The organism is Mycobacterium sp. E2462, from assembly GCF_001672685.1.
Lineage (GTDB): Bacteria > Actinomycetota > Actinomycetes > Mycobacteriales > Mycobacteriaceae > Mycobacterium.
This window is the reverse complement of sequence record NZ_LZKC01000237.1, coordinates 1-18134: the sequence shown is the minus strand read 5'-3', so window position 1 is coordinate 18134 and position 18134 is coordinate 1. Positions and strand designations below refer to the sequence as shown.

Annotated in this window: 12 protein-coding genes, 3 pseudogenes and 1 riboswitch; of the genes and pseudogenes, 8 read left to right on the top strand and 7 right to left on the bottom strand. The window is 70.7% G+C overall.

The features are described 5' to 3' along the window. Both A5714_RS26580 and A5714_RS27615 read left to right on the top strand, forming a co-directional pair. Positions 1-293: pseudogene (locus A5714_RS26580) on the top strand (hypothetical protein); the annotation flags it as partial. 557 nt (positions 294-850) lie between these two features. Further along, positions 851-4552, top strand: a pseudogene (locus tag A5714_RS27615) (HAD-IC family P-type ATPase); the annotation flags it as partial. Here A5714_RS27615 and A5714_RS27435 read toward each other — a convergent pair. Continuing rightward, positions 4527-4820, bottom strand: a complete 294-nt coding sequence (locus A5714_RS27435; RefSeq protein WP_255396710.1) for an Rv1535 domain-containing protein — start codon at positions 4818-4820, stop codon at positions 4527-4529. The pseudogene A5714_RS27615 and the gene A5714_RS27435 sit on opposite strands and share 26 nt — an antisense overlap. Positions 4821-4892: 72 nt before the next feature. Between A5714_RS27435 and A5714_RS11780 the strand changes: the two genes are divergently transcribed. Continuing rightward, positions 4893-5168 carry a hypothetical protein gene (locus tag A5714_RS11780; protein WP_156671386.1) on the top strand — a complete coding sequence of 92 codons (276 nt, stop codon included), beginning with the start codon at positions 4893-4895 and terminating at the stop codon, positions 5166-5168. 20 nt (positions 5169-5188) lie between these two features. Here A5714_RS11780 and A5714_RS11775 read toward each other — a convergent pair whose 3' ends face one another. The 3 genes from A5714_RS11775 to A5714_RS11765 all read right to left on the bottom strand — a co-directional run bounded on the left by A5714_RS11775 (position 5189) and on the right by A5714_RS11765 (position 10185). Next, on the bottom strand, positions 5189-9046 hold the full coding sequence (locus tag A5714_RS11775; RefSeq protein WP_068285377.1) for a SpoIIE family protein phosphatase: 3858 nt from the start codon (positions 9044-9046) through the stop codon (positions 5189-5191). After that, positions 9043-9402, bottom strand: a complete 360-nt coding sequence (locus A5714_RS11770) for an STAS domain-containing protein (protein WP_068285375.1) — start codon at positions 9400-9402, stop codon at positions 9043-9045. Before A5714_RS11770 ends, A5714_RS11775 begins: the two co-directional genes overlap by 4 nt. A gap of 141 nt (positions 9403-9543) precedes the next feature. Then, on the bottom strand, positions 9544-10185 hold the full coding sequence (locus A5714_RS11765; protein ID WP_068071008.1) for a PAS and ANTAR domain-containing protein: 642 nt from the start codon (positions 10183-10185) through the stop codon (positions 9544-9546). A gap of 163 nt (positions 10186-10348) precedes the next feature. Beyond that, positions 10349-10459, top strand: a riboswitch (TPP riboswitch). Here A5714_RS11765 and thiC point away from each other — a divergent pair. The 5 genes from thiC (at position 10452) to A5714_RS11740 (ending at position 14932) form a co-directional block, all read left to right on the top strand. Continuing rightward, positions 10452-12101 (top strand): phosphomethylpyrimidine synthase ThiC, encoded by a 1650-nt coding sequence (thiC, locus tag A5714_RS11760; RefSeq protein ID WP_068071004.1) that lies wholly within the window; start codon positions 10452-10454, stop codon positions 12099-12101. Its footprint overlaps the riboswitch before it by 8 nt. Next, positions 12098-12925 (top strand): bifunctional hydroxymethylpyrimidine kinase/phosphomethylpyrimidine kinase, encoded by an 828-nt coding sequence (gene thiD / locus A5714_RS11755; protein ID WP_068285373.1) that lies wholly within the window; start codon positions 12098-12100, stop codon positions 12923-12925. The genes thiC and thiD overlap by 4 nt, the downstream gene beginning before the upstream one ends. Continuing rightward, positions 12922-13557 carry an alpha/beta family hydrolase gene (locus tag A5714_RS11750; RefSeq protein ID WP_068071000.1) on the top strand — a complete coding sequence of 212 codons (636 nt, stop codon included), beginning with the start codon at positions 12922-12924 and terminating at the stop codon, positions 13555-13557. Before thiD ends, A5714_RS11750 begins: the two co-directional genes overlap by 4 nt. A 46-nt stretch (positions 13558-13603) precedes the next feature. Continuing rightward, entirely contained in the window at positions 13604-14038 is a 435-nt protein-coding gene (locus A5714_RS11745) for a MarR family winged helix-turn-helix transcriptional regulator (protein ID WP_068070998.1), read from the top strand. A gap of 24 nt (positions 14039-14062) precedes the next feature. Beyond that, positions 14063-14932, top strand: a complete 870-nt coding sequence (locus A5714_RS11740) for an LLM class F420-dependent oxidoreductase (RefSeq protein ID WP_068285371.1) — start codon at positions 14063-14065, stop codon at positions 14930-14932. 22 nt (positions 14933-14954) lie between these two features. Here the strand turns inward: A5714_RS11740 and A5714_RS11735 are convergent, their stop codons facing one another. The 3 genes and pseudogenes from A5714_RS11735 to A5714_RS26100 form a co-directional block, all read right to left on the bottom strand. Further along, a complete protein-coding gene (locus A5714_RS11735) occupies positions 14955-16400 on the bottom strand; it encodes a peptidase (RefSeq protein ID WP_068285369.1) in 1446 nt (481 codons plus the stop codon). A gap of 92 nt (positions 16401-16492) precedes the next feature. Further along, on the bottom strand, positions 16493-17962 hold the full coding sequence (locus A5714_RS11730) for a M28 family peptidase (protein WP_068285367.1): 1470 nt from the start codon (positions 17960-17962) through the stop codon (positions 16493-16495). After that, positions 17959-18134: pseudogene (locus tag A5714_RS26100) on the bottom strand (amidohydrolase); the annotation flags it as partial. The pseudogene A5714_RS26100 and the gene A5714_RS11730, both read right to left, overlap by 4 nt.

Sequence of the window (18134 nt, the reverse complement as noted above, 5' to 3'; positions counted from 1 at the left end):
CGGCGGTAGCGTTCGGCGCGCTGGGGGTGGCCGGGCTGATCGAGTGGCCGGTGCTCCTGGCCGTCGGCGGCGGCGCCCTGCTGCTGCAACGGTTGGGCCGCAAACACGACGCGCCCGCACCCAAGGCCAGCCTCAAGGCCGTGCCCGCCGAGCCCGAGCCCGAGCCCAAGGCCCAGACCCCGCGACCCGCCCCGGCGGGCGACGCCGCGCCGCAGAAGGCGGCCCGCAAGGCGCCGGCCAAGAAGGCCGCCGGTCGCCGCGCGGGAACGCCCCCGCTCCGCAGCACCAACTGACGCGCGGTCCGGCGACAGCTGACTAAGAGGAACCCCGTACCCCCGCTTTGAGCATCGCAACGTCAATACAACGAGCCGGCCCGGTGCGGGCGCTGGCCGCCGGCGTGCAGGCGACGACCGCCCTGGTCGGGACGAGCCTCACCGTTGCGGCGATTCCGCTGCGCGAGGGCGCCCGCGTCCTGACGGGCGACCTGCCGCAGGGGCCGCTGAGCCGCCGCTGCTGGCGCGGCGGCGACCGCGCCTGGATCGAGGTGCGCGGACTCGGCGCCGCCGCCGACGCCGAGCTGGGCGGCCGCGTCCTCGAGGCCGTCCGGGCCCACCCCGGCGTCGCCGCGGCCGAGCTCAACTACCCGCTGTCCCGGGTGGTCGTCTCCTTCGGCGGCGAAGACGCGTCGCTGCGCGATCTGTGCCGGATCGTCGAGCACGCCGAAAAGCGTTATGCGGAAACGGAATTCGTCAAGCCGACGGGACGCCCGACCAGCCTGCCTGGGGACGGCGCGGTGCTGGCGACCAGGGCGGCGACGGTCGCGGCGAGCGCGGCCGGCTTGGGCATCGCGATGACCGGCCGCGCGCTGCGCTGGCCGCGCGCGCCGCTGGGCGTCCTGGCGGCGGTGGTGGCCGTCGACTATCAGCCCTGGCTGCGCCGGGTGGTCGAGGACCGCATCGGCCGGCCGGCCACTGACACGGTGATCGCGCTGGCGGCGACGGCCGCCGAAACCGCGACGCTGTCTCGCGCGTCGCTGTCGGTGGGCGTGCTGCTGCAGTCGCTGAAGGCCGCCGAGAGCAGGGCCGAGGCGCGAGCGTGGCGGCACCACGAACCGGTGCTGGCTCAGCACGCCGACCACCCGGACACCGATGCCTCGGCGCAGCACAAGCCGCCGCGCGGGCGGCCCACGGACCACCACGCCGGCCGCTTCGCGCTGATCCAGGCGCTCAGCGCCGCCGTCGTCGGAGCGACCACCCGCAATGTCAACGCGGCCGCGCTGTCCGTCCTGGTGAGCGCGCCGTCGGCGAACCGCACCACGCCCGAGGCGTTCGCCGCGGCGCTCGGGCGTGGTCTGGCCGACCGGCACGACGTGCTGGCGTTGCGGCCCGAGGCGCTGCGCCGCCTCGACCGCGTCGACGCTGTGGTGGTCGATCCCCGCATCCTGTGCACCGATGCGCTGCGGGTGTCGCGGGTCCGGGGCGCCCAGGACTCCGAGCTCACCGCCGCGTGGTCCCGCGCGCAGCTGATGCTGGAGAACGCGGGGTTGCGGCCCGGCTGGCGCCCCCTGCCCGGCATCGCCGCCGCCGCACCCGATTCCGCCGCCGAGGCCCTGTTCGCGCTGTCCCACGACCCGCTGGCGCCCGCCGTCATCGCCGAGGCCCGCCGGACCGGGTTGGACTTGCTCACCGTCGACGACGAATCGCTGGGCGAGTTGCGACCCGCCTTCGACGAGGTCCGGCCGTTGGCGGGTGACACCGTCGACGCCGCGCTCGCCGGCCTCATCGCCGACCTGCAAGACGCGGGCCAGACCGTAGCGATTCTGAGTTCGCCTGTTGCACAGCGGATTTGGGCGGCTGACGTGGCGCTCGGCGTCATGCCGCGCCCCGGGGCCGGGCCCCCGCCGTGGTATGCCGACCTGCTGTTGCCCGACCTGGCGGCCGCATGGCGGGTGCTGCGCGCACTGCCCGCGGCCCGGGCCGCCGCCCAACGCGGGGTCGGCCTCGCGGCCGGGGGCACCGCCATGGGGTCGTTGCTGATGATTCCCGGCGTCCCGGGGATCGGGCGCGGACCGGTGGCCACCGGCGCGGCCGCCGGTGTGCTGTCCGGATACCTGCTGGCCCGTGGCGTCCTCAACGAGGATCCGCCGCGCCCGGCGCCCGGGCAGGAGTGGCACGCGATGTCCGTCGAGCAGGTCCGTCGGGCGTTGCCGCCGCCGCAGGACGAACCGGCGGGCGAGCGGGACGCGCTCGCCCTGGCCGCCGTCGGCGCCGAGCCGCCCGCGACGCGCGGGCGCGCCGTCGTACAGTTCCTCAACGCCGTGCGCGCCGAGCTGAGCGATCCCCTGACGCCGGTGCTGGCGCTGGGGTCCGCAGCCAGTGCGGTGCTCGGCTCGCCGGTGGACGCGGTCCTGGTCTTCTCGGTTCTGACCGGGAACTCGATTCTCGCGGCCAGCCAGCGACTGCGCGCCGAGAACCGGCTGAATCACTTGCTGGCGCAACAGGTTCCGCCGGCCCGCAAGGTGCTCGACGGGCCGGACGGCGAGCGGCTCTACCGCGACGCCATCGCGGCGCAGCTGCAGCCCGGCGACGTCATCGAGGTGCGCACCCACGAGGTGGTGCCCGCCGATGCGCGCATCATCGAGGAGGTCGACGTCGAGGTCGACGAGTCGCCGCTGACCGGTGAGTCGCTGTCGGTGGAAAAGCAGGTCGACGCCACGCCCGGCGCCGATCTGGCCGAGCGGCGCTGCATGCTTTACGCCGGCACCACGGTGGTGGCGGGCACCGCGGTCGCGGTGGTGACCGCCGTCGGCGCCGACACCCAGGAACGCCGCGCCGCCGAGCTGGTCTCCGGGGACAACTCGTCGGACATCGGCTTGCAGCACCAGCTCAGCCAGCTCACCAACCAGGCGTTCCCGGTCAGCGTGACGGGCGGGGCGCTGGTGGGCGCGCTGGGTCTGCTGCGGGGCACGGTGCTGCGCGAGGCGGTGGCCAGCGGGATCGCGATCGCCGTCGCCGCGGTGCCCGAAGGCATGCCGCTGGTCGCGACCCTGGCCCAGGCGGCCTCGGCGCGGCGGTTGACGAAGTTCGGCGCCCTGGTGCGCGTGCCGCGGTCGGTGGAGGCGCTCGGGCGCATCGACGTGGTCTGCTTCGACAAGACCGGAACGCTCAGCGAGAACCGCCTCCGGGTGGCGCAGGTGCAACCGGCACCGGGCACGTCGCGCGAGGAGGTGCTGCGCTGCGCCGCGCACGCCGCCCCGCCGTCCAACGGTGGTCCGCAGATCCACGCCACCGACGTCGCGATCGTCGAGGCGGCCGACGAGTCCGCCAGCACCACTGCGCCCGACGCGCACCTGCCGTTCCGGTCGGGCAGATCGTTCTCCGCCTCGCTCACCGGCCGCGAATTGACCGTCAAGGGCGCGCCCGAGGTGGTGCTGGCCGCGTGCGGCGACACCGGCGCCGCAGCCGAGGAGGCGGTGGCGGGCATGGCCACCGGGGGCCTGCGGGTGATCGCCGTGGCGCGCCGGCAGCTCACCGCCGCCCAGGCGCGGGCCATCCGGCAGAATCCCGACGATCTGGCCGAGCACACCCGCGACGGCCTGACGCTGACGGGCTTCCTCGGATTGTCCGACACCCCCCGCCCGGCGGCGGCCGGGCTGCTCGCCGACCTGGGCCGTCAGGGCGTGGGCGTCAAGCTGATCACCGGTGACCATCCCATCACCGCGACGGCGATCGCGGCCGAGTTGGGCCTGTCGGTGACTACCGAGCAGGTCATCAGCGGCGCGCAGTGGGACTCGCTGTCCCGCAAAGATCAGGAGCGGGTGGTCGGCGAGCGGGTGGTCTTCGCCCGGATGACACCCGAGAACAAGGTCCAGGTGGTGCAGACCCTGGAGTCGGCCGGGGTGCGGACGGCCATGGTCGGCGACGGCGCCAACGACGCGGCCGCCATCCGCGCCGCCACGGTGGGCATCGGCGTCGTCGCGGGCGGCAGCGACCCGGCGCACCTGGCGGCCGACGTGGTGCTGGTCGACGCGCGTATCGAGGGGCTGACCGAGGCGATCCAGGAGGGTCGACAGCTTTGGCACCGGGTGCAGTCGGCCGTGTCGGTGCTGCTGGGCGGCAACGCCGGGGAGGTGCTGTTCGCGGTCGTGGGCAGCGCGCTCACCGGGACGTCGCCGCTGAACACCCGCCAACTGCTGCTGGTCAACATGATGACCGACGCGCTGCCGGCCGCCGCCCTGGCGGTCAGCAAGCCGACCAGCTCGCTCGACCCCGCGGTGCGGGGTCCCGACCAGCCCGCGCTGTGGCGCGCGGTCGCGATCCGCGGCGTCACCACGGCCGCCGCCACCACGGCGGCGTGGGCGCTGGGGAGCGCGACCGGACGCCCGCAACGCGCGTCCACGGTGGCCCTGGTGGCGCTGGTCGGCGCCGAACTGGGTCAGACGCTGCTGGATTCCCGCGCGCCGCTCGTGGTGTTCACCGCGGTGGGGTCACTGGCCGCCATGGGAACGCTGATCAGCATCCCCGGGGTCAGCCAGTTGCTTGGCTGTACTCCGCTGGGTCCCGTCGGCTGGGCGCAAGGGCTGGGATCCGCTGCTGCGGCGACGGTCGCGATTGGCGTTGCGAATCGTGCGCTGACGGGTCGGGGCACACCGGGCCCCGCGCCGCGCGGGACGCCGGCCGTGCCGAGCGAAGCGGCGCCCGTTCCCGACGGTGAATCTCGACAACCCCCGCCCGCCACAACAGCGCATAGAGTTCCACTAGCGGAACCCGCAGCACCGAAGCAACCGACGAAACAAGTGGATCGCCCCCAGAGTCGGTCATCGTCGACATAAGACCGACGGTGGTCGGAGTACCCGGCGAGGCGGCAAACCCTTCGTTACCGAAAGGCAAATGATGGCGGAAAAGAAGTCGCGAAAGGGCACCTCTCAGCGCGAGGCGGTGCAGAAGATCCGCGAGGGCGAAACGTTCGCGGTCAACCTGCCGGTCGTGGGCCAGGTGGAGATTCCCCGGCCCGAACAGCTGGCCTACTTCGGTGGCCTGGCGGCCCTCGCGGCGTTCGAGCTGATCGATTGGCCGGTCGCTGTCGTCATCGCCGCCGGGCACTTCCTGGCCAGCAACCACCGCAACAGGCTGTTGGAGGAGCTCGGCGAGGCCATGGAGGAGGCCTAGCACAGGCCTAGCGGAGCCGGTCAGTCTTCCTGGGTGTTGTCGAACCGCAAGGTGACCCGCGTGCCGCCCGGAGTGCGGCGGGTGTCGACGTGGTCGGCCAGCCCGCTCATCAGGGTGAGGCCGCGCCCGCGCCGCTTGCTGAACAGGCTCGCCGAGGAGTCGCCGACCCACCGCCCCGTGTCACTCACCGTGATCGTCACGGTGCCTGCGCGCAGGAAACCTTCGACCGACACCGTGCCGCGCGGCTCACGGCGGTTGCCGTGTTCGATCGCGTTGGTGACGGCTTCGCCGGTCGCCAGCAGGATGTCCGTCTCGCTTCGCGGTGTGACGCCGATCAGGGCCAGCCAGTCCCGCAGCTTTTCCCGCGCGATCGGGATCTGCCCCGGCACGGCCGGCAGCACGGAGGCGAAGCTGGTGGCGGCGCAGTGGCTCGGGCGCAGCGCGAGCACCACGACGTCGTCGCGGTAACCGGTTGGGGGCGCCATCTGGGCCAGCAGCTCGGCGCACACCGCCTCGACCGGGAGGTTGGCGCATTGGGCCGCAACGGTTTTCAGGCGGGCGAACCCCTCGTCGAGGGTCTCGCCGAGCCGCTCCATGAGGCCGTCGGTGTAGAGCAGCAGCAGGCTGCCCGGCGGCAACGTCGCCGTCGCCGTGGTGTCGTCGGGACGGTTCTCGGTGTCCATTTCCGCGACGGCCACCGGCGGCCGGCGGCCCCCATCCAGGAAGCGGGTCCGGCCGTCGGGCTCCACCAACAGCGGGTACGGGTGGCCCGCGCAGCTGTAGCTCACGGTGGACCCCTCGCCGTGCGTGCCGGCCTCGATGACCCCGTACGCCAGGGTCGCGCAACGGGCACCCGAGACGCTGCGGGCGTACCTGTCGAGGCCGCCCAGCACGGCGTCGGGCTCGGCGGTGGTGAGCGCGGTGGCGGCCACCGCGGCGCGCAGCCGGCTCATCACGATCGCCGCGGGCAGGCCGTGCCCCACCACGTCCCCGACCGAGAACGCCAGCGTGCCGGGACGATTCAGCGGGGTGACCGAATACCAGTCCCCCCCGACGCGCATCGCCTCGCCGGCCGGCTGGTACACGGCCGCGACGACGGCGGCGGTCGAGCCGCGGTCCAAGTCGAGCAGGTGTTCCTGGAAGTCCACCGCGATGCGGTGTTCGCGCGCCGCGACGCGGACCCGGTCCAGCGCCGCCGAGGTGAGCTCGGCCGTCCGGCCGAAGGTCTCCAGGTCGGCCGCGTCGAACTGGCGCGGCGCGGGCCACAGCAGCGCCAGCGTTCCGATGACCCGACCGGCGTTGTCGCGCAACGGCTGTGCCACGCAGGCGCGTACGGCCGCCGCGGAATCCTCGGCGGCTTGGGCGTAGCGGGACGGCAACTGCAGGGTGTCGCCGACGATCATCGCCTCGCCGGTGCGGACCACGTCGGCCCCGATCAACGGGGCGTCGAGGGCCACCACGTGGTAGCGGTCGCGCAATTCCGTCGGCAGCTTGCCCGCGTATTCGAACCGGACGTGGTGTTCGCCTTCCAGCACGCCGATGGCGACCGCGGCGGCATCACCCGAGCCGAACGGCGAACCCAGCAGCGCGTCCATGATCCCGGCGATCGAGTCGGTGCCCTGCAGCGCCGAGTCCAGGTGCACCAGGTCGGACGCCAGGCGCGACTGCGCCTCGCGGCGCTGGCGTTCGCGTTCCCGGTCGACCGCGGACAGCCGGGAGGCGACCCGGTCGATCAGCTCTTGGGAGCGGAACGGCTTGAGCAGGTAATCGTCGGCCCCGCCGGCGAAGCCCTCGTCGATGGCTTCGACCCCGGCGCGCGCGGACAACATCAGGATCGGCGTCGCGGCCAGTGTCGGGTCCGCGCGCACGGCCGCGACAAACCCGAAGCCGTCCAGTCCGGGCATCATCACGTCGGTGACGATCGCGTCGGGATGCACCTTGCGCGCGGTGGCCAACGCCGAGTCACCGTCGGCGACCAGCACGGTGTCGTAGCGGGGCGACAACACCCGGTCGATGTGCGCGCGCATGTCGGCGTTGTCGTCGGCGATCAACACCAGCTGCCGCGCCGAGTGGGGAGCATCCTGTGCGGCATCGGGCTCGGCGAGTGGGGTCACCCACTGGCTCGTCTCGGCGACGTACGGGTTGGTGGCGTCCGGCGCGCCGGCGGCCACCTGGTCGGGGGCGGCACTCGAATTCGATTGTGGGAGTGAGATTGTCACGGTGGTGCCATGGTCGACCGCGCTGTCGATGTGCACCGTTCCGCGGTGCAGTTCGACCAGCCCGCGCACCAGCGACAACCCGATGCCGGTGCCCTCGACACTGCGGCCACGCGCGTTGTCGGCCCGGTAGAACCGCTCGAACAACCGGTTGACGTCGTCGGCGTCGATGCCGACTCCCGTGTCGCGCACGGCGATCGAGCATCGCCCGGCCTCGGCGCGCACCCGCACCGCGATCGAGCCGCGCAGCGTGTACTTGACCGCGTTCGACAGCAGGTTCAGCACGATGGTCTCCCACATGGCCGCGTCGACGTCGGCCAGCGCTGCCTCGCAGTCCAGTTCGAGCTCGAGCCCCGCGCGGTGGCACAGCTCGGCGAAGGACGAGGCGATCTGCTCGGTGAGCGCGCCGACGTCGGTGCACACCAGTTTCGCGTTGGCGCGGCCGGCCTCGATGCGGGAGAAGTCGAGCAGCGAGTCAACCAGGCGCTGCAACCGCCTGGCGTTGCGACCCGCGGTGCTAAGACGTTCGGCCAGAACGCTTTCCGGCTCGGCACCGGACAACGCGTCGTCCAGCGGTCCCAGCAGCAGCGTCAGGGGCGTGCGAAACTCGTGGCTGACGTTGGTCAGAAACGCCGTCTTGGCCCGGTCCAGTTCGACCAGCGCGTCGGCCCGCTGGCGTTGCTGCTCGTAGGACACAATCGACGCGAAGGTCGACGACAGCTGGTCGGCGAGCAGTTGACAAAAGCCGCTGTATTGGGTGTCGAGGGGACGGCGCGGGCTGATGCCCACCACCAACGCCCCGCCGACGGTGGCCTCCCCCAACGGCAGTACCAGGGCCTGCTCGGGACAGTGGGGGCCCAGGACCTCCGCGATGCCCGGGATCGCGGACGCCACGTCGTCGATGAGGCGCGTCTCCGCGCGCGACAGCGTCGCCGCGTCCCCGCCGGCGAGCTGCGCCAGTTCCCGCGGCAGCAGCGGCAGCACCGATGTGGTGGCGCCGCGCAGGGTCACGGCCCCCGCCGCCTCGTCCTCGACGTAGACGGCGACGAACGGCAGGTCGGCGGGTTGCCCGGCGCACACGGTGACGGCGACGCCGACGGCGTCGTCGACGCTGCGGGTTTCCAGCATGGCAGCGGCCACCGTGTTGAGCAGGTGCAGGCGGCGTTCGCTGAGCACCCGTTCGGTGGTTTCGTAGGACGGGCAGAAGATGCCGAACGGCCGACCGTCGGCGCCCATCAGCGGGCTGTAGGTGAACGTGAAGTAGCGCTCCTCGCGCCGCCCGGCGGTCACCATCGCCAGCATCAGGTCACGCGACCAGGTCGCCTCCCCGGTGGCGACGACCCCGGAGAGCATCGGATTGATCGAGTCCCAGATGTCCCACCACACGTCGCGGCCGGGCCGGCCCAGCGCGGCGGGATGTTTGTCGCCGAGGATCTCGATGTAGGCCTCGTTGTAGACGACGAACAGATCCTCGGGCCCCAGCCACAGCGCCAGCGGGAACCGCGACGCCAGCGTCGTGGCGACGGCCGCGCGGACCTCGCTCGGCCAACTCTGCGGAGACCCTAAAGGGTGCGAGTCCCAGTCGAACTCGGCGAACCGCCGGCCCATCTCGCCGCCTAGCGACACCGCTGCGGCAAGGTCGGCCGGCAGGCGGGCGGTCACGGTTGTCGTTTTCGCTGCAGCGCGTCGGGCAAACTCGGGGAGATGTCGAAGATCCGGTCCAGCTCGGTGACCTGGATGGGACGCAGGACCTGGTCGTGGTTGGCCACCAACCGCACCGCCGTCCCGGCGGCCTTGCCGTCCTCGTGGCAGTCGAGCACCGCGTTCAGCGCCGCGCTGCCGAAGAAGTCCACCGCTTGCAGGTCGACGACGACCAGCCTGGCGGGGTGCGTCGCGGCCAGCTTGAGCGCGCCGGTCAGGTGATCGACGAGCTGGTCAACGGTACTGGAGTCGACATCGCCTTTGACGCGCACGATTACGGCGTCCTCGTGGGCTTCGTGTTCGACCGCCAACAACATCTTGCCTTTCGCCGCCGCCAATCTTCCATACTGCCGCCGCTAAGCCCGATGTGGCGGCGAGCATGCGCGGGCGCGCATTGCAGATCATCCGAGCCTAGCGCCTGGCGAACTGGCCATTTCACGAATCAGCGGTTACCCGGCTCACTGCTCGCCAATCCGTTCGTGCACCGTCAGCAGCAAATGGTCGAATTCGCTCTGTTGCAGAGCCGTCGGAGACGGCAGGCTGGTCACCTCCACCAGCAACTGCCGTGCCAGCGCCCGCAGCTTCACGTTGGTCTCCTGCGACCGCCACTGCAGCACCCGGAAGGCCTGCTCGGCGCTGACCCGGTAGACGTACATCAGCACGCCTTTGGCCTGCTCGATCGCGGCCCGGTTGTCGAATAAGTCGGGCAGCGCGGAGTCGAGGACCTCCTGGCGGGTTTCGTCGAAGGTTGTGGTCAGGTCGATGTAGTAACCGGCCGAGCCCACCACCACGCCGGAATCGTCGAGCATCCGGTCGGCCACCACGATCGCGTCGTGCACCCTGCCCGTGGTGTCGACGAAGCGGTGTCGGCTGGAAAACGAGCCGGCCGATTGCAGGGCGTAGTCCAAGATCTCCTGGACGTGCGCCCGGTCGTCGGGGTGTTTGTGGGAAAGCAACAGTTTGGTGGTGGGCTGCACCTCGCCGGGTTCGTAGCCGTGCATCCGGGCGACCTCGTCGGACCATTCCCACCGCTGGCCGACGAACCAGAAGCGGATCGACCCCACGTTCAGGTAGGGCGCCACGCCGTCGGTCAGGCTCACTTCTTGGCCGCTGCTAGTGGCGGAGCCGTCTGCGCTCCGCTCCCCGCGCTGTTGCACGGTTGCATTTTTCCATCCACCCGACACGTCGGGCCACCGCCTGGGCGGAAACGCCGATCGGAATGCCGTGCGGCCCGGGGTGGGGGTAACGTCGCGTGCGGACCCATCCATCACACGCGGGAGCGCACGCCCAGTGCGCTGAGAGGACGGCTGAGGGCCGTCGACCGTACGAACCTGACCGGGTAATGCCGGCGTAGGGAGCAGAAATCATGACTGACGTCCTTTCCGAGACCGTCGACGCGTCGGTGACCACCGGGCCGATCGCGGGCAGCAGCAAGACCTACCGCGACGTGCCGGGGGTGCCGGGCGCCCAGGTTCCGTTCCGGCGGGTGCATCTGTCGACGGGCGACCACTTCGACCTCTACGACACCTCCGGCCCCTACACCGATGCCGCCGCTCGCGTCGACCTGACGAAGGGACTGCCGGCGCGGCCGGGCGTGGTGCGCGACCGCGGCACCCAGTTGCAGCGGGCGCGTGCCGGCGAGATCACCGCCGAGATGGCCTACATCGCGGTCCGCGAGGGCATGCCCGCCGAGCTGGTGCGCGACGAGGTCGCCCGCGGCCGCGCGGTCATCCCGGCCAACCACAACCACCCCGAGATCGAGCCGATGATCATCGGCAAGGCCTTCGCGACCAAGGTCAACGCGAACATCGGCAACTCGGCCGTGACGTCGTCGATCGCCGAGGAGGTCGACAAGATGGTGTGGGCCACCCGGTGGGGCGCGGACACCATCATGGACTTGTCCACCGGCAAGAACATCCACGAGACCCGTGAGTGGATCCTGCGGAATTCGCCGGTGCCCGTCGGCACGGTGCCGATCTACCAGGCGCTGGAGAAGGTCAAGGGTGACCCGACCGAACTCACCTGGGAGATCTACCGCGACACGGTGATCGAGCAGTGCGAGCAGGGCGTCGACTACATGACCGTGCACGCCGGCGTGCTGCTGCGCTACGTGCCGCTGACCGCCAAGCGGGTCACCGGCATCGTGTCCCGCGGCGGCTCGATCATGGCCGCCTGGTGCCTGGCGCATCACCGGGAATCGTTCCTGTACACCAACTTTGACGAGCTCTGCGAGATCTTCGCCCGCTACGACGTCACGTTCTCGCTCGGCGACGGGCTGCGGCCGGGATCGATCGCCGACGCCAACGACGCCGCGCAGTTCGCGGAGCTGCGCACCCTGGGCGAGCTGACCAAGATCGCGAAATCCCATGGTGTGCAGGTCATGATCGAGGGCCCCGGCCACGTGCCGATGCACAAGATCGTCGAGAACGTGCGGCTGGAAGAGGAGTGGTGCGAGGAGGCCCCGTTCTACACTTTGGGGCCGCTGGCGACCGACATCGCGCCGGCGTACGACCACATCACCTCCGCGATCGGCGCCGCCATCATCGCCCAGGCCGGCACCGCGATGCTCTGCTACGTGACCCCCAAGGAGCACCTGGGGCTGCCCGACCGCAAGGACGTCAAGGACGGCGTGATCGCCTACAAGATCGCGGCGCACGCGGGTGACCTGGCGAAGGGGCACCCGCACGCGCAAGAACGGGACAACGCGCTGAGCCAGGCGCGTTTCGAGTTCCGCTGGAACGACCAGTTCGCGCTGTCGCTGGATCCCGACACCGCGCGGGAATACCACGACGAGACGCTGCCGGCCGAGCCCGCCAAGACGGCGCACTTCTGCTCGATGTGCGGGCCCAAGTTCTGCTCGATGCGCATCACCCAGGATGTCCGGGACTACGCCGCCAAGCACGGCCTGGAAACCGAGGACGACATCGAGGCCATGCTGGCCTCCGGAATGGCCGAGAAGTCAAAGGAATTCGCCGAGCAGGGCAATCGGGTGTATCTGCCGCTGTCGCCCCGGTGAATTATCTGCCCCTGCCGCCGCCGGGCACCACCCCGCTGCGGGTGCTGACGATCGCCGGATCGGACTCCGGGGGCGGCGCGGGCATCCAGGCCGACCTGCGCACGCTCGCCCTGTTGGGTGTGCACGCGTGCGTCGCGGTGTCCGCCGTCACGGTGCAGAACACGGTGGGGGTGCGGGGCTTTCACGAGGTGCCCGCCGAGGTGGTGGCCGGCCAGATCGACGCGGTGGTCGACGACATCGGCATCCACGCCGCCAAGACCGGGATGCTTGCGTCGTCGGACATCATCGACGCGGTCGCCGCGGCGTGGCGCGGGCTCGGGCTGTCGGCGCCCCTGGTGGTGGATCCGGTCTGCGCGTCAATGCACGGGGATCCGCTGCTCGCCTCGTCAGCCCTCGATTCCTTTCGGCGGCAGCTGTTTCCGTTGGCCACGTTGGTGACGCCGAACCTCGACGAGGTGCGACTGCTGGTCGACATCGACGTCGTCGACGCGGCCTCGCAGCGGGCTGCGGCCGAGGCGCTGCACGCGTTGGGGCCGCGCTGGGTGCTGGTCAAGGGCGGCCACCTGCGTTCGTCCGACCGCAGCTGCGACCTGCTCTACGACGGCGCTAACTTCGTCGAGTTCGATTCCGAGCGCCTGTCCACGGGCAACGACCACGGTGGCGGTGACACGCTGGCGGCCGCCGCGGCGGCGGCGCTGGCCCACGGCGCGTCCGTCCCGGACGCGGTCGGGTTCGCGAAACGCTGGGTCACCGCGTGTCTGCGCGCCTCTTACCCGCTGGGCCACGGCCACGGTCCCGTCTCCCCGCTGTTCCGGCTGTCATGAACCTCGAGCCGATCGCGGGGGTCGCGCACGAGCCCGACGGGTCGCCTCAGGGCGTCGTGGTCCTGACCCATGGCGCGGGTGGCAATCGCGACGCGCCGCTGCTGCAACAGGTTTGCGACGAGTGGGCCCGGCGGGGCTGGCTGGCGGTGCGCTACAACCTGCCGTATCGTCGCCGCCGCCCCACCGGGCCGCCGTCGGGCTCCGCCGCCGCCGACCGCGCGGGCATCGTCGAAGCGGTCACGCTGTGTCGCGGCCTCGCCGACGGCCCGCTGATCGCGGGCGGACATTCCTATGGGGGCCGCCAAACGTCGATGGTGGTGGCCGAGCAACAGGACGGCGCGGCCCCGACCGTCGACGTGCTGACGCTGTTCTCCTACCCGGTGCACCCGCCCGGCAAGCCGGAGCGTCTGCGCGTCGAGCATCTTCCCGACATCGCGGTGCCCACGGTGTTCACGCACGGCACCTCCGATCCCTTCGGCACGCCGGCCGAGGTCGCCGACGCGGCGGCGCGGATCCCCGCGTCGACCGCGCTGGTCGAGATCACCGGCGCCCGCCACGACCTGCGGTCGCGCACGCTGAATGTGGCGGCGCTGGCGGTCGACGCGGCTCTGGGGCTGCTCGGCCGAATTTAGACAGCTAAAACTGGACAGTTTTAGCTGTCTACTTTAGGGTGGTGGCGTGGAGGGCATTGGGGACTCCGCCGCGGCCGCGGCCCGCGAGATCCGGGTGGTGTTCAGCCGGTTGCGGCGCCGCTTGAAAGATGTTGCGGTCGAGGGCTTGTCGCCGTCGCAGACGGCGGTGTTGACACGGCTGTGGAAGGACGGTCCGTCGTCGGCCAGCGCGTTGGCCGGGGCCGAGCAGGTGCGTCCGCAGTCGATGGCGACCATTCTGGCCGCACTGAGGCAGCGTGGGCTCATCGAACGCACGCCGGACCCTGATGACCGCCGGCGGCAGGTGGTCTCGTTGACCGAGGCCGGCCGCAAGCGCGCGGAGAGCGACCGCCGTGCGCGCGAGGAATGGTTGGCACGGACGTTGCAGGACGGCTACACCGAGTCCGAGCGCCGCACCATCCTGGAGGCGCTCGCGCTGCTGGAGCGCCTGACCGATCAGTAGCGATACGAAAGGTACTCACGGACAATGGAACTCGGATTGCACTTCATCGACTTTCTACCGGGCGATCCGGCCACATTGGGTCCGACGCTGGCCGATGCCGCAATAGCGGCCGAGCAGGGCGGTGCGACGCTGTTCACGCTGGCCGACCACTTCTTCCAGATGGAGGGCATGGGACGCGCGGAGGACCCCTTCCTCGAGGGTTACACCTCGTTGGGTTTCCTGGCCGGCCGGACGAGCACGATCGAGCTCGGGCTGCTGGTGACCGGCGTGACCTATCGCCAGCCGGGCCTGCTGGCCAAGGCGCTCACCACCCTGGACGTATTGTCCACTGGCCGTGCCGTTTTCGGCATCGGGGCGGCCTGGTATGAACGCGAACACCACGCGCTGGGTTTCCCGTATCCGCCGGTGAGCCAGCGTTTCGAGCTGCTCGAGGAAACGCTGCAGATCTGCCGGCAGATGTGGAGCGACGACAACGGCCCCTACGACGGCAAGCACTACGCGTTGGCCGAGACGATCTGCGAACCCCAACCGATCCGGCGCCCGCCGATCCTGATTGGCGGTGATGGTGAGAAGAAGACGCTGCGCCTCGTCGCGCAGTACGCCGACGTCTGGAACAGCACCGTCGGCGACGTCGACCAGCTCAAGCACAAGGTCGAGGTGTTGCACCGGCACTGCGAGTCCGTTGGCCGCGATCCCGCCGAGATCCGCAAGACCGTCGGGCATTTCGTCGACCCGTTCGAGGATCTCGACGGCTACCTCGCGACCGTGGCACGGTTCGCGGAACTGGGCTTCGACATGGTCAACGCCGGCCCGTTCCCGGGCAACCCGGACCCGGTCGGCTTCATCCGCCGCATCGGCGACGAGCTCATCCCCCGGCTCGCCGAACTCGGTTGAGGGAGTTAGGTGTTGCCGACGCTCAGCCGGGATAGCGCGAGTAACAGGCGTCCATGTTGCCGGTCACGCCGCCCCGAAACGCGGCGATCCGGGTGAATCCGGCGGGCACGCTGGTGCCGTCGGCGTCGCTGGCCACCAGATGATTGATCAGCAGCCCGGCGACCGCCTTGTCCAAGTCACCGGCGGTCAGCTGCAGCTGATTGTGTGAGGGCAGGCTGATCGGTTCGGCCATCTTGCGGTGCACCACACCGGTCAGGCACGCCGTCCGCAACGCGGTCCACGGGCTTTGCATGGGCAGGTCGCGCTCGTGCTGCACCGCCAACGCGTACCGCGACATCACCACCGACAGGGCCGTGTCGTCGCCCTGTGGCAGGGTGTGCTGCTTCTCGGCGGACACCTTGCCCAGGACGGCGAGGGCGGGCAGGTCGACGGCGATGGTGTTGGTGCCCGGGCAGTACGACGCCGGCGGGCTGGGCTTGGCGTCGGGGCACGCGGCGCCCTGATAGGACAACGTCGGCGGGTTCTTCGGCGCGAAGATGACGCCCAGCAGTTCCATCAAGGTCGACAAGGTGTCCTTGTTGATCGGGACCTCACCGCTTTCATGCGCCCCGCGGGTGTCGGTGCGCAGCGTGGTCGGCAGGTCGCCGCGCCGCTGCTCGATCTCTTGCTTGTTGATCGCGACGCAGGCCGGCGCGCCGCTGATGAAGCCCTGCTGGAAGGCGCTGATCCGGTCCATCGCCGACCCGTGCGCGTCGTCGCTTTCGGTATCGCTGTCCATGACCGGGTCACGTAGCGTGATGAGCCCCGCCAGCACATGGTCGAGCCCGTCGGCGGTGCTCAACGTGAAGCGCGGCGATTTTCCATCGGCGACCCAGAACAGGTACACGCCGGCGAAGCAGTCGGCCTGCTGCTCGCGAACCAACGTCGGGTCCCGTCTGGTCACCAGCTTCGCCATCTGCTGCAGGGCGTGCCCGAATTCGTGGGCCAGCACCCCGGTGACGGCCATGTCGCCGAAGTACTGCTGCGCGATGGGCATGAACACGCCGCGGTCCCAGGCGATCAGATTGCAGCGGCCGGTGAAGAAGGCGTTGACCAGGTCGTAGGTCTGGGCATGGCAGACGATCGGGCTGTCGGGGTTGGTCGCGTCGTACGACACGAACTTGCTGACCGGGTGGAAGGTGCCCTTCAGCGATTGGCCGTACACCGACTGCCAGTAGTCCTCGATGTCGTTGATCGACAGCAGCGAGAGCTTGTCGATCGCGCCGTTGTCGGTGTTGAGCACCTGACCGTTCGGGGCGGGCCCGTTGGGGCGGATCCCGCTGGGCCCGTTGGCCGCGGGCAGGCCGGCGACCATGAAGGGGTCGTTGAGCATCGACAGTGCGCGGCCGTCGGCGAAAGTGGTGCAGCCCGCCACCAGAAGGACCGTCGCCAACCAACCGAATGTCGCCCTGAGCGCATGGCTGTTCATGACCGTCCTCGTCCGACCGGGCAGCAAGGGACTCATTCTAAAGGGGCGGGCGCCCGCAAGGGGGCGAACCCCTTGAGAACCAGCAAACCGCGCTAGGGCACCCGGCTGCGGTGCCGCTTGTCGTGCGGCGCTACACCGTTGACACCGCCGATGGACTCGGCGTACGTGCCCACCGCGAACCCGACGCCGGCACCCATGATGGCCAGCGCGTCGGCGTTGACGTTGTCGACGGTGTCGCGTGGCGTCTGGAAATTCGGGTCGAACGGGACGCCCGCCTGGCCACCCCAAAGGCGGGCCTGCACCGCGGTTTTCGGCTGCGCCGCGCCCGTGGTCATGCCCCCGACCGGCACGCCCGCGACCATGAAGGGGTGGTAATCGGTTCTGGTGTTCAGCGGCATGTCCGCGGCCCGCTTGCCGGCCAGGCTCAAATAACCGGTCAGGGTGCGCTCGATGCCGGCCGAGCCGTCCGGCACGTCGGCCGGGGTGATTCCCGGTGCGGGCGGGCCCGATTGATCGCCGTCGTCGGTGAAGAATCCCGCGTTCGGCGACGCCAGCATGGTGAAGTCGAGGTACATCGCGATGTCGTTGAGTTGCTCACGGGTCATGCCGAACACGTAATCCATAGCGCCGTTGATGCCGTCCTCGTCGGCGCCCCAGAAGACGAACCGCACCGCGTTGCTTACCGGCGCCAAGGGGCCCAGCTGCAGCGCCGTCTCCAGCACCGCGGCCACCCCGGACCCGTTGTCGTTGACGCCCGGGCCCACGCGCGGCCCGTCGAGGTGGGCGCCGACCACGATCACGTCATGCGGCGAGCCGGTCTTGTTCTGCGCCACCACGTTTCGCGAACTGATCATGACATTGCGGGCATCCAGCACCAGGCGCATCGGCCCGCTGGCGTAGGCCAGCGCGGCCGCCCCGTAGGCGCCGACGACGGCTACCGGCACGGTGAGCTGTTTGAAGTAGCCGGGGTTGAACAACGTCGGCGGGGCGCCGCGCCCGTCGGGCGCGCTGAGCACGATCAGGGCGGCCGCGCCCTTGGCCACCGCGCTGTTCTGCTTGTCGACCACCGAGCAGTGCGAGTCGTCGACGATCGCGATCGACCCCGCGGGCACCGTCGCCGGGTAGTCCGCGGCCGCACACCCGGAGGGTCGCAGCGGCCGGACCGGCTGGCCCGTCAGGCCACCGGGTGGGGTCTGCACCAGCAGCGAGGCCTGGTCGACGGTGTAATTCTGGCCTGCCACGGTCAGCGTCGGCTTACCCAGCGCGACGTTGAACAGCCGGTCGAATTGCGGCGTCGCGACGTCGAACCCCCTGGCGCGCAGGGCTTTCGCGACGTAGTCGACGCTGGCGTCATAGCCTGGGGTGCCGTCCGCCCGGGTGCCCCTGTTGGCGTTCGCGATGTCTTGCAAGGCGCGCAGGTGGACCAGCATCCGGTCGGCGGTGATCCTTTTCGCCAGGCCGTGCCCGAGATCCGGTGCGGCCGCGGGCGACGGCTTGGGCGACGAACAGGCCGCCAGCAGCGCGACGACGACGATCAGTGCAAAGCCGGTTCTGCGGGTCATGGCTTGGCGAGCACGTGGCGCGTGCGGTCCGCCGCGGCGGGGACTCCGTTGTGCCCGCCCAGATCCTGCGCATACAACCCGATGGCGTAGGCGACACCGCCCCCGTTGATGCCCAGCGCGACGCGGTTGATGTGGTCGAGGGTGTCGGTCTTCTGGTGATAGTTCCGGTCGA